The 12,027-nt window shown below is 53.6% G+C and carries 11 protein-coding genes; 9 read left to right on the forward strand and 2 right to left on the reverse strand.

Annotated features, from left to right (window positions below; genetic code table 11):
• Window positions 1-32: 32 nt before the first annotated feature.
• The 4 genes from ACFSKT_RS00930 to ACFSKT_RS00945 all read left to right on the forward strand — a co-directional run bounded on the left by ACFSKT_RS00930 (window position 33) and on the right by ACFSKT_RS00945 (window position 4,486).
• Window positions 33-1,550 (forward strand): stalk domain-containing protein, encoded by a 1,518-nt coding sequence (locus ACFSKT_RS00930; RefSeq protein WP_377719924.1) that lies wholly within the window; start codon window positions 33-35, stop codon window positions 1,548-1,550.
• Between the two features lie 446 nt (window positions 1,551-1,996).
• Window positions 1,997-3,310 (forward strand): carbohydrate-binding domain-containing protein, encoded by a 1,314-nt coding sequence (locus ACFSKT_RS00935; RefSeq protein ID WP_377719925.1) that lies wholly within the window; start codon window positions 1,997-1,999, stop codon window positions 3,308-3,310.
• A gap of 222 nt (window positions 3,311-3,532) precedes the next feature.
• Window positions 3,533-4,072 (forward strand): hypothetical protein, encoded by a 540-nt coding sequence (locus tag ACFSKT_RS00940; RefSeq protein ID WP_377719926.1) that lies wholly within the window; start codon window positions 3,533-3,535, stop codon window positions 4,070-4,072.
• A 39-nt stretch (window positions 4,073-4,111) separates the two neighbouring features.
• Window positions 4,112-4,486, forward strand: coding sequence for a hypothetical protein (locus ACFSKT_RS00945; RefSeq protein WP_377719927.1), 375 nt, complete (start codon window positions 4,112-4,114; stop codon window positions 4,484-4,486).
• Between the two features lie 151 nt (window positions 4,487-4,637).
• On the opposite strand, the gene ACFSKT_RS00950 is transcribed toward ACFSKT_RS00945, so the two are convergent.
• Window positions 4,638-5,513, reverse strand: coding sequence for a helix-turn-helix domain-containing protein (locus ACFSKT_RS00950; RefSeq protein ID WP_377719928.1), 876 nt, complete (start codon window positions 5,511-5,513; stop codon window positions 4,638-4,640).
• 196 nt (window positions 5,514-5,709) lie between these two features.
• Here ACFSKT_RS00950 and ACFSKT_RS00955 point away from each other — a divergent pair, with 196 nt between their 5' ends.
• From ACFSKT_RS00955 to ACFSKT_RS00970, 4 genes are all read left to right on the forward strand, one after another.
• Complete coding sequence (locus tag ACFSKT_RS00955; protein ID WP_377719929.1) at window positions 5,710-6,870, forward strand: Gfo/Idh/MocA family protein; 1,161 nt, start codon at window positions 5,710-5,712, stop codon at window positions 6,868-6,870.
• 20 nt (window positions 6,871-6,890) lie between these two features.
• Window positions 6,891-7,967, forward strand: a complete 1,077-nt coding sequence (locus ACFSKT_RS00960) for a Gfo/Idh/MocA family protein (protein WP_377719930.1) — start codon at window positions 6,891-6,893, stop codon at window positions 7,965-7,967.
• A 121-nt stretch (window positions 7,968-8,088) separates the two neighbouring features.
• Window positions 8,089-9,090, forward strand: coding sequence for a hypothetical protein (locus tag ACFSKT_RS00965; RefSeq protein WP_377719931.1), 1,002 nt, complete (start codon window positions 8,089-8,091; stop codon window positions 9,088-9,090).
• Window positions 9,091-9,578: 488 nt separating this feature from the next.
• The gene (locus tag ACFSKT_RS00970; RefSeq protein ID WP_377719932.1) at window positions 9,579-10,157 is read left to right on the forward strand and encodes a DUF4256 domain-containing protein; all 579 of its coding nucleotides are present in this window, start codon (window positions 9,579-9,581) and stop codon (window positions 10,155-10,157) included.
• A 35-nt stretch (window positions 10,158-10,192) separates the two neighbouring features.
• On the opposite strand, the gene ACFSKT_RS00975 is transcribed toward ACFSKT_RS00970, so the two are convergent.
• On the reverse strand, window positions 10,193-11,101 hold the full coding sequence (locus tag ACFSKT_RS00975) for an AraC family transcriptional regulator (protein ID WP_377719933.1): 909 nt from the start codon (window positions 11,099-11,101) through the stop codon (window positions 10,193-10,195).
• A 132-nt stretch (window positions 11,102-11,233) separates the two neighbouring features.
• On the opposite strand from ACFSKT_RS00975, the gene ACFSKT_RS00980 reads away from it, so the two are divergent.
• Window positions 11,234-12,007, forward strand: a complete 774-nt coding sequence (locus ACFSKT_RS00980; RefSeq protein WP_377719934.1) for a phytanoyl-CoA dioxygenase family protein — start codon at window positions 11,234-11,236, stop codon at window positions 12,005-12,007.
• Window positions 12,008-12,027 lie beyond the last annotated feature (20 nt).

The following is a 12,027-nucleotide window of genomic DNA, read 5'->3' on the forward strand; positions in this document are numbered from 1 at the left end:
CTGCCCAAATTGCGGAGGCATCGTGGACAGAGATGCCTGAAACGATGAAGGTGAAATGGAAGGTGGACGTTAATGGTTTACCGTCTTCCCCCGTAATCGGACCTGATAACAACATCTATGTTGTTTCAAAAGACAAGCCCATTAGCGATGATCGGAAAGGTACGCTCACTGCCTATCGCGAAGACGGTATGCTCAAATGGACATACCCGTTGGACCAGGCGACAAGTATACCGCTTGTAGTCGGAGAAACGGTATACATTGTCGACGGTGGGCTGATTGCTCTTCGAAGTGATGACGGGACCGTTTTGTGGAAGGCATCTGTATTGAGCAACGGACTGTATGGAACGCCGACATATCGGGACGAGGTTCTATATGTAACGGACCGTAATCAAGGTGAGATTCACGCAATAGACGTACAGGGAAATCATCTGTGGGAACTAAAGCTAAACGCAGCTAACGGATGGATTTCTCCGCCGGCTGTCAGCAAGAATGGGTGGGTATATGTTATTTATACAAAGCTGATAAAAGGCGCTGAGCCATCTGACCCATATGTGTACGAGGTAACCAACGAGTTTGGAACGAAGTCATATGAGAAGTACCACTCAACGGTATACGCTTTTGATGAAGAAAGGGCGCTACAGTGGCAAACGGAGCTGGACGGGGTGCTTGAAACCAAACAAGCTCCCATACTAACCGATAATGGGCAAATAGTCTTAGGCTCAAACCGTCTCTTCTCGATCGATTCAAGTGGCAAGATTTCATGGAGTACGGCATACTTCGGAAATGATAATGTCGGTGAGACTGCTATTTGGAAATCAAGAATTTATTATCCCAATGGCAATTCGATTTATATATATGGACTGAACGGTACGCTCGAGCAGACGATCCACGTTGGATCACCTTTCGGAAAACCGTTCCTAAGCAAGGAGGGTGTGTTGTATGTATCTGGGGAGTTTGGTTATCTGGATGCGTATAATCCGGATTTTTCCCGAAAGTGGAGATACGACATCATGCCTCCTTCCTTATGGAACGTAACCAGTGGCTCTGTCGTCAGCGGGTCAGACGGTACTTTATATGCGGTAGGCATTCGGAATCGAAATAATAACCCAAATGCCTATTTGATAGCTTTTACAGACCAGCCGACGATGAAGGCGGGCGGTGCGCCTTTGACGACTGTGCAAGGCTCGGGGGTGGGGAGTAATTCTATCACTGTTCTGTTAAACGGCGAATCGATGGCATTATCCTCACCACCGATGCTATTTCGTGGGCGGGTATATGTTCCGATGCGAGAGCTCTTCACGAAACTTGGTGCAAATGTGGAATTTCAGAAAGGTACCATCAGAGCGACAAAGGATTCAATTACACTCGTGTATAAGATCGGAGCAGCCGAAGCGCTCGTGAACGGTTGGGTAACTCAACTAGACGCTCCGGGGAAGGTGCTTCAAAACCAGACGTTTGTTCCGCTCCGATTTATCAGTGAAGTTTTCGGTTACAAGGTGGAATGGAATTCTACGAACCAGTTCGTCCTGATAACCAGTGACCACTATTAATTTGGTGTTAATACAGTCATAAATTCCTACATCCAAACTTGCCAAGAAATTAAGTTGGGATTTGATCAACACGTGAAGCATGATTACAAAAAATTCTTCTGGAGTCAGGTTTATTCTGACATCTTCGTTTATATTGGCTTTACCGAACCAACGAAATTGTCTTGAATTGATTCTTCCGGAAGATGACATTTTCTGCGATGATACATTTTTGAACCTTACGAAGAGAACGATAAATAGATTTCCAGTCAGATCCCCCGGACAAGAACGTCCGAGGGATCTTTCTATTTCTCCCTTGTTGTTCCCGTCTATCCGACACGCACAACAATCGCCTCCCTCATTTAAGTTTGATTTAAGATCACCGCAGTAGGATACAGATAAGTCCTCCAGCGATCCCGCTTTCCAAACCTACGGACGAATTACACTTAACATACGAGGAGTGTTTACGAATGAAAACGAACAAAATGAGAACGATTAGCGCCATCACGTTGGCGGCATTACTTACTTTATCGGCCGTGGGGTGCTCCCAGGCGGAAGTCGACACCACCGGCGCTGTCGCAGCAGCGCCAACCGCAAACTCAACCGCGTCGGTAAACGATGCGGTCAACACAACGGCAGCCGAAACGTCGACCGCAACAGGCAGCGCAACCGCAACCGAAACGTCTGGCGCCACGACGACCGAAACGTTGGCAGACGCAGCGGAGGCAGCGAATACCGACACGACGGCATTATTCAGTGATCGGGATCTCGAACAGGCGGCCGACCTTGCGGAGGCGACGCAATTGAAACTGCAGAGCAATCAAGATGTGCTGCTAAGCCAGGAAGGCGTCTATGTCTTAAGCGGCGAGGTTGAAAATGTGACGGTCGTGGTCGAGGCGGCCGAGGAGGCGAAGGTTCAACTCGTACTGGACGGCGTACGGATCACGAATGCGGATGCGCCGGCTATTTATGTAAAAGCAGCGGATAAAGTGTTCGTGACCACGACCGATAGCGAGAACGACATGAACGTGACCGGAAGCTATACGGCGGATGGCGATACGAATGTGGATGCGGTCATTTTCTCGAAGGCGGATCTGACGCTGAACGGAACCGGCGCATTGGCCATCGAATCTCAGCAAGGCAACGGGATTTCGTCCAAAGACGATCTCAAAATTACCGGCGGCGAATATACGATTCAATCCTCGGCGGATGCGTTGGAAGCCAACGATGCGATTCTAATTCACGATGGAACGATTACGATTGATACGGATAAGGATGCCCTGCATAGCGAGAATGAGGAGGATGCTGCTCGGGGGAATATCTATATCGTCGGCGGAACGTTGAATATTACCGCGGCCGATGATGCCATCACAGCCAACAACCTCGTCCAAATCGACGGCGGCACCATTCATATCGAGACGTCCGAAGAGGGCATCGAGGCGAATACGATCAAGGTGAATGATGGTCACATTACGTTGTATGCGAACAATGACGGCATTAACGCCACGCCTAAGGTCGACTCGAACGTCGCGATTGAAGTCAACGGCGGCACGATCGAGGTCAGCATGGCGAGCGGCGATACGGATGCGTTTGATTCGAACGGCGATATTATCATTAATGGCGGCACGATTCAAGTCGACGCAGCTTCCGCCTTCGACGCGGATGGCACAGCTCAATTGAACGGCGGCGAGGTGACGGTCAATGGCGAAGCGATTACGCAAATTACCGCATCGCATGGCGGCGGTGGCCGAGGCGGAGCGGGCGGCAGAGGCGTGCGTCCCTAGTTTAGCTGCTCGTATGCACATCTCGGACCGAGTGGTTTCGTCCAGGACGGCAATCGGCGAATAATTTCCCAGCTCGAGTTAAATACTGGTTCAGTAGCGTGATGAACAATCGGCAAGGCGGCTTAGGCATCGATCGATTCCTGCAACAAGCGCCAGAACGAGGATGACGACAATAGGTAACCGACCTGTAGCGTTGGTGAGCGAAGGAGTTGGAAGATACAGATGGCGGATACACTTCAAGCGGTTAGCGACCGGGTTCAGATCGTCCAGAATCTGTTGAATGGGATTCCATTGGGCGGTAATACGCTGGCTGTCCAAGCGATCCAGCAGGAGCTCAGCGAGCTGGGCCGCTATATCGAGACCGCGCAGCAGCAGCAAGCCTTCTCGAGTCACGCGGGTCAAGAGCGGGAGTATCTGGCGGGATGCCAGGTCCAGGTACGGAAAATTATTCAATCGCTCGACTACATGATGACCGCATCCGCGGAGGATTACCGGCAGGCGGCAGGCGAGGGGAAAAACGACCTCGAGCACCAGCCGGACGCCACGCAGCAGAGCGCCAATCCGGAGGCCTATCAGCATAAATCGAATTTCTGGCAGCTCACGGCCTGCAAGGATGAGATGCGCCAGATCGCAAGCGGCATCATGGAAACCGAGGAACAGCTGGAGCATGGACAATTGATGCAGAGCAGCTTCACAGCTAACGATAGCGTTGATGCCGGCGAGCTGGGCGCTCCATCCGACACCTCGTCGTTGAGTCCGTAACTTACGCGCAAGGCATATGAACTTGAGGAGGTTGCTCTAATGGCGGAGAAAAGCATTTTGGCCTATTTCAACAGCCCCGACCAAGCGGAAGAGGCGCTGAATCAAATGAAATCCCTTCGAATCGTGGACAGCTCGATCAACCGTTTCGACGGTTATCCCGGCAACGGCCTCGATCATATTGAAAATCCGATTACAAGCGATTTTCCCGGGCTGGGGTATTTGACGCTCGGCGGCGATTTCTCCGAGCGGGACGCCTCGATCCTATCCGCCGCCAGCGTCAGCGCCAGTGGGATGAGCTCAGGCGGGGTAGAGAACCGGGTGACGGGTCGCGATATTCTGTTGACCGTCATTGTCGATGAAGCGGATTACGAGAAAGCGATGCAAGCGGTGCAGGCAGCGGGCGCCCTGGGATGAAGACCATGCATCTTTAGCAGCTGAGCGGCGGCGGGGCCTCTAGGGGGGGCACCGCCGCCGCTATTTTTTTGGCTCGAAATTAGCACGATCGACCGGGAAGTATCTCGGAATTTAGCGAAGGATACACGGTTCTTGCTTTTCTGTGGAGCGTCTAAGTCCGCGCCCATTTTTTGCGATATTGATGGGGGGTAATCCCCAGATGCGATTTGAACAATTTGCAGAAATAGGAGCTATTCATGAGCCCGACCTCTTCGGCGATGAGCGAGACGGGCTTGTTCGTCGTGGTCAACAGCCGAACGGCTTGATGGATTCGGCGCGTTCCGATGTATTCCGTGATGGTGATGCCGGTCGCTTCCTTGAAGAGATGGGACACGTGGAACGGCGAGATATGCAGAGACCTCGCCATATCGTCCAGCCGATACGGAACGGCGTAGTTGGCCTCGATCCAGTTCAGAATATTCTCCACTTGATGGTTTTTCCGGCGCTTGGGATAGCGGGTCGCATGCTGATTCTGTCTTTCCCATTCCTGCTTCAGCAGTCGGTACAGGTTCACCAGGAACAGCGAGATTTCCTCGTGGTTGTCCGTCTCCGTCAGGGTGGGCAAGCGCTCGTTCATAATTTGAAACAATTGCTCCATCAGCGGAAGATCATGCAGCGCATACAGACAGGGGAAAGGAAGCTGTCCGGAGCAGATAAAGCTATAAAAGCTGTGCAGTCCCGGCCATTGCGCAAAATAATGCTCGAACATCGTCGGTTCGAAAATGGCCATCGATCGTTCGAAGCACTGATCGTCAGCGTAGTCGAGCGTCAGGTGATGGAGCTGGAAAGGCTGGAAGATGCAGAGCATGCCCGGCTTGATCTCGTAACGGTTGTTGTTCACGATCATCGTCCCGCTCCCCTGATGAATCAGCAGCAGCTCGACTCCGAGGTGGGAGTGGAACGTTTCTTTATGCTCGTTATTGACGCTTTTACGTTTGTAGGCGAAATACAAGGGCACCTCGCTATAATTACTCGTTGCAACCGGCAAGTCACTCGCTCCTATCACTTCATCATGTAGGCGATGCCTTTATCCACACTATAACGAAGCGGATCAGCGACGACAACTAGAACGCTTACAAAACCGCAACAGAGCGTCATTTCCGCCTTAACCGGAAGTACAATGCCTTCATCTGCTCCGCTATGATTGGGATAAGAATCACCACCATTTTCCGGGAGGCACTGTCATGTTAAAAGTCGCGATTATCGGGACTGGAGCGATCTCGTCCGCGCATATTGAAAGCTATCTGCAATTCAAGGACCGCTGCGAAATTGTCGCCTTATGCGATCTGTATCCCGAGAAAGCGGAAGCCAAGCGGGAGCAATTCGGATTGGATGCCGTGATCGTGACGGATTACAAGGAGCTGCTGGATCAGGGGATCGACCTGGTATCGATATGCATGCCTCCGTTCGTCCATGCGCCGGTTACGATCGATTTCCTTCATGCCGGCAGTCATGTGCTCGTGGAGAAGCCGATGGCCTCTTCGCTTGAAGAATGCGACGCGATGATCGAAGCCGCGGGGCGAAGCGGGAAGGTGTTGTCCGTCGTCGCGCAGAACCGGTTCCGCAATCCGATCATGAAGCTGAAAAGCGTGCTGGACAGCGGGATGGCCGGCAACATTTTGCATGCCCAAGTAGATTCGTTCTGGTGGCGCGGCCACTGCTATTACGATTTGTGGTGGCGGGGCACGTGGGAGAAGGAGGGCGGCGGCCCTACGCTGAATCATGCGGTACATCATATCGACGCCTTGCTCTGGATGCTGGGGCAGCCAAGCGAGCTTCACGCGTATATGAGCAACGTCGCGCATGACAATGCGGAAGTGGAGGACTTGTCCATCGCGGTGCTCCGATATCCGAACGGTAGCTTAGGTCAAATCACAAGCTCCGTCGTGCATCATGGCGAAGAGCAGCAGTTCATCTTCCAAGGACAGCATGCCCGGATCTCGGCGCCATGGCGCGTAACGGCTTCGCAGTCGCTGCCGAACGGCTTCCCGCAGCGGGATCAATCGCTCGAGGAGAAAATTCAACGCTACTACGACGAGCTGCCGGATCTGCCGTACGAAGGACACGCCGCGCAGATCGATAATGTGCTGCAGGCCATCGAGACCGGAGCGCCGGTGCTCATCGATGGCGTTAGCGGACGAAGCACACTAGAGCTCATCACGAGCATTTACAAATCCGCCAGCACCGGCGAGAGGGTCGCGCTTCCGCTGCAGAAGGACGATCCGTTCTATACGCGGGAAGGTCTCATGAAGCAGGTGCCGCATTTCTACGAGAAGGGCGCCTCCGTGGAGAATTTCGCGGATCTGAAGATTACGACAGGCAGCAGCTATAACGGAAAATCATAACCGAGGCGGAGGTCAAGACGATGACGAAGAGCGACGGCATGAACTATGCGCCGAAAGGCAAACCGAACCCGGTGGTGGGCCCGGGCGAATTCACGATCGCCGCGGTAGCGCTCGACCATGGGCATATCTATGGCATGGTGAATGGGCTGATTGAAGCAGGCGCGACCTTGAAGTGGGTGTATGACCGGATCCCCACGCGAGCGGAAGCGTTCGCGCGAACCTATCCCCAAGTGAAGATCGCGTCATCCGAGGAGGAGATTCTGGCCGATCCGCAGGTTCATCTGGTTGCCGGGGCGGCCATTACGTCGGAGCGCTGCGCGCTGGGGCTTCGCGTGATGGACGCCGGCAAAGATTACTTTACGGATAAAGCGCCCTTCACGACGCTGGAACAATTGGAATCGGCCCGTGCCAAAGTGCGCGAGACCGGCAAGAAATACGCGGTATACTACAGCGAACGGATCCATGTGGAAGCGGCGGTGTACGCCGGTCAGCTCATCGAGCAAGGGGCGATCGGACGGGTGATTCAAGTGACCGGATTCGGTCCGCACCGCCTGAACGCGCCGTCCAGGCCGGATTGGTTCTTCCAGCGGGAGCAGTATGGCGGTATTCTGTGCGACATCGGCAGCCACCAGGTCGAGCAATTCTTGTTTTATGCCGGTTGCAAGAAGGCGGAGGTGCTGCACAGTAAAATCGCCAACTATAACAACCCCGACTATCCGGAGCTGGAGGACTTCGGCGACGCCGCTCTAGTGGGAGACAACGGAGCGACGCAGTATTTCCGAGTCGATTGGTTCACGCCGGACGGCTTAGGCACGTGGGGAGACGGACGCACCCTTATTTTGGGCACGGAAGGTTACATCGAGCTGCGCAAATATATTGACGTTGCCCGCGAGAACAGCGGCAATCATGTCTACTTGGTCAATCGGGAAGGCGAGTACCATGTTAACGTCAGCGGGCAGGTTGGCTATCCGTACTTCGGTCAGCTCATCCTGGACTGCCTGCATCGGACCGAGAATGCGATGACGCAAGAGCATGCCTTCATGGCGGCGGAGCTGTGCTTGAGAGCGCAGCAGGATGCGATTCGGATCGAGCGTTAGGTGAGTTGCGGCCTTATCTCTCATAAATCATATCCCTGTAAACCCTTCTTCTTTGGAAGGGTTTTTCTTGTGAAGATGGAATAGTAACGCTTAGGCATCACGGTGGAATGGAGTGAGGATAATGGGTCAACGAGCGAATTTACTCATTGTTAGAAATCAATCTTACGAGTTGTTTTACAGTCATTGGTGTGCGAATACGCTGCCTACAGATTTATTTTGGGGCGAACAGTTCGCCATTCCATTCGTCGAGATGCAGCGAAAAGTGGATGAATCCGGATGGTTGGATGATGTCTGGGCAGAAGGCGGGGCAGTCATTGATCTAGATTTGAAGAAATTAGTCCTCTACGGTGGTGAAGATATCCTGTGCGACATCCCGCTCAGAAATCTCTATTTGGATCTGTTGAGATGTACGTGGCATGGTTGGGAAGTCCAGTGGGCTTATGAGGGGATTGTAGATTTGGCTACCTATGTTGGTTATCCGAAGGGAAACGTATTAACCAAATCCAGCGCTGAACGCGTTGATATCCGCTTTGCGCCTCCGGAAGAAAAGAGTTGGGTAAATATGGTGGCAAGCATTACGTTTTCTCATGACGATTTGCTTCTGTTTCCGTTATGGGGCGACCTAGACGAATATTTATCGTATGGCCCGGATTTGATTCCTAACATCGATAGAACTTATGGTTATAAAAGAATGTCCTTGGAAGAGTGGACGCCTACCTTCCCGGAGGCGGGGTTCCATATGGATCTTAGGACCAAGAGACTAGCGTATTGGCATGCGAAGGACATGCCGAACCTGTCTCATGTGCTTCAATCAACGTGGTTCGATTGGGAAGTTATTCATCATTTTGGCGACTATGAATCGCAATTAAGAAGCACGAATGGACTGCTGAAATTTCAGGACGTCAATCGGCGTAAATTATTGGGAGAGTTGAAGGTCTTGCTTTTGCGTGAATCGTCGAATCCGTTAGATGCCATCGCCAGTATTGTAAAGAAAGAAGCAGATGCGGGAAAAAGCGTTGAGGTCAACCCATATGCGTTAAGAAACAATCGATATGAAATACCCAAACCGATTAAAGAAGAAATTCTGGATAAGGCCATAACAAGTCTCGAAAATATGGAGTAGCTGTCAATGAAAATAATGTGGTGTTGGCGTTGCAAGAGCGAAATGCCGATGTTAGATGAAGACGAATATGCTCGGATTCAAGAGTTGTATGGACATGGCATGAAAGAGACACATGCGTGTAGGCAGGAGCAAGGAATACAATTTGAACCGACGTCCATGGAGGATCGATTCATGCCCGTGGTGAAGGAATATGAGCGAATAACCGGTGTTGCTGATATGCATTACAATGCAATTATGCATCATCGGATCTCTCTATTTGGCGATCCTTGCCGATCTTGCGGGAAGCCGTTGCGCACGCCGAATGCAACGTTATGTGTCAGCTGCGGGTCATCTAAATGATGACTCGTGCACGATGAAAATGGAGGGTACTTGGCAAACCATTGCTTTTCAATTCATCGTCCATGTATCCTTGAAAATACCGGACTATCGAGCTGCAGGGCACATATCGACTGCCCACGGTTAATCCATCGTTGAAGGAGAACACGAATATGACCACAAATCCCATCAGCAGTGAAAAAGAGCTAGCGCCGGATCAACTGGAAGGGCTGCTCAAAGCATTGAAAGCGCGTTTCGAGAAAAACATGACCCGGCATCCCGAGCTGGAGTGGGTGAATGTCCGAGCCAAGCTCGAGGCTCACCCGGACAAGTTGTGGTCGCTGCATGAAATGGAGCGCACGGGCGGCGAACCGGATATCGTGGAGGTGGACCCGGAGACGGGGGAATATATCTTTTGCGATTGTTCGGCGGAAAGTCCGAAGGGGCGCAGAAGCATTTGTTACGATCGCGAAGCGCTGGAGTCGCGCAAAGAGCATAAGCCGCAAAATAGCGCGGTCGAGATGGCGGCAGAGATGGGCATTGAGCTGCTGACAGAAGAACAATACCGCAAGCTGCAGGAGGTCGGCAGCTTCGATCTGAAGTCGTCGAGCTGGGTGCAGACGCCTGCCGATATTCGAAAGCTCGGCGGCGCCATCTTCTGCGATCGTCGCTATGACCGGGTCTTCATGTACCATAATGGCGCCGAATCCTATTACGGGGCTAGAGGTTTCCGTGGTTTGTTGAGGGTGTAAGCGAAAGTGAAGAAGCCGTAGTTCGGACCATCCGACTACGGCTTCTTTTTCAGTTGAACGAGTTCAGCTTCGGCCCCTCGCTGCCGGCTCCGGTAGAGCGCCGGCGGCGTGCCGGTGTGCTGGCGGAACAGCCGGGTGAAATAATGGACGGTGCCGAACCCCGTCGCGTCGGCGATGTGCTTCACGGACAGCTCGGATTCCCGCAGCAGCCGGGCCGCCTCCTGGAGCCGGCGCATCTGAACATAGCCGGTGAACGTCGTGCCCAGCTCCTGCCGGAACAGCCGGGCAAGATGGCGCGAGGACAGGTAGAAGTATCGGGCGACCTGCTCCAATTGAAGCGGTTCGCCGAGATTGTCCCGGATATAGCTCTCGGCCTGCTTCACAATCTTGGAGCCGGCGCGGCGCGTTCCGGCAATCGGCGGGGAGTCGCTCCCGAGAAAGGTCTGCGGAAACATGGCCAGCATGACATGCGTCATGCGCTCGAGCAGAAATTGCTCGTCCTCGCTCACCTGCATGGCCGAACGGGATAGGGCTCGCCATACATGGACGAGCGCGCTCTCGCCTGCATGATGGAGCACCAGCGGGCCGGACGCGGTCATGCGTTCGAAGCGGTCCAGCCATCGCGGGCTGGTGCCGTCAGGGATTAGATCGAAGCCCACCCAGAGCAGCGCCATCCGCTCGTTCCGGATTTGATGAGGCACATGCGGGCGGGAGAGGAAGAGCGTTCCTTGCTTCAAGGGGTGCGTGATCCCGCCCTCCTCGTATTCGCCGCTGCCATCAAGGACGTAGCAAGCTTCGTAGAAGGAATGTCGATGTGGGCTGTTCGTCTGATGTTGTCTCGCGGCCCCCCAATAATGGACGACGAACGCCAGCTGATCGTCAGCCGACGTCTGCACGGCCGTCTGCAAAATATGGGCGGCTTGTTCGAAAGTCTCGTATTCCATGGCAGGCTCTCCTTGCGCGCAAAATGTCCGAATCCGACAAAACGATGTTCGGCTGGTGACAATACGAAAAACGTCAAAACGCGTACGATAAAAGCGGAAGGAAGACGAACGAGCAATGAAGGGGAGATGCTAATGTTGTCTACGCAAGAGGCCGCTTTGTACAAGGAAAACGGGTATGTACTCGTCCGGGGCGTATTCAGTCCGGAGGAGGTCGAGCAGATGCGCGGCGCGGTGGAGCGGACGATCCGCAAGGCCGCGGCAGCGAAGTTCGATGACAATCATGCTTGGCAGGGAGACTTTATTCCGGCCGAGGAGCTGAAGAAGCTCGTGCTGAAAGGGTTCCACGATCTTCAGTTCCACGATGCGTGTTTCACGCGAGCCGTCGCGCATCCCAATATGGTGGCCGTGCTCCAACAGCTGATCGGACCGAACGTCCAACTCCATCATACGAAAATGCTGGTGAAGCCGCCAGAGAAAGGCGCGGCGTTCCCCATGCACCAGGACTATCCGTACTTCCCGCATGCGAACCACTCCATGCTCGCGGCCAGCGTCCATCTCGACGATGCCGACGAGGAGAACGGCTGTCTGCGCGTCATACCGGGATCGCACAAGGAGGGCCCGCTGCCGCATGTCGGCCGGCATTATCTGGATCATCGCGAATACCCGATCGCGCTCGGCATCCCGCAGCCGGCGAAAGCCGGCGATGTGCTGTTCTTCAATTATTTGACGATTCACGGGTCCGACGTGAACCGCAGCGCCAGGCCACGCCGCAACGTGCTGTTCCAATACCGGGATCCGGCGGATGCCCCCATCGCGGAGACGCATTTCGACTGGGGGATGGGCATGATGGTCGCCGGCGAAGATCCGGTGTTCCGGCGGTATGAAACCCAGGTCGCGATCAAGTGACGAAGGGTTAATGAAGCGAA

The sequence above is a fragment of the Paenibacillus xanthanilyticus genome (assembly GCF_042682185.1).
GTDB lineage: Bacteria > Bacillota > Bacilli > Paenibacillales > Paenibacillaceae > Paenibacillus_Z > Paenibacillus_Z xanthanilyticus.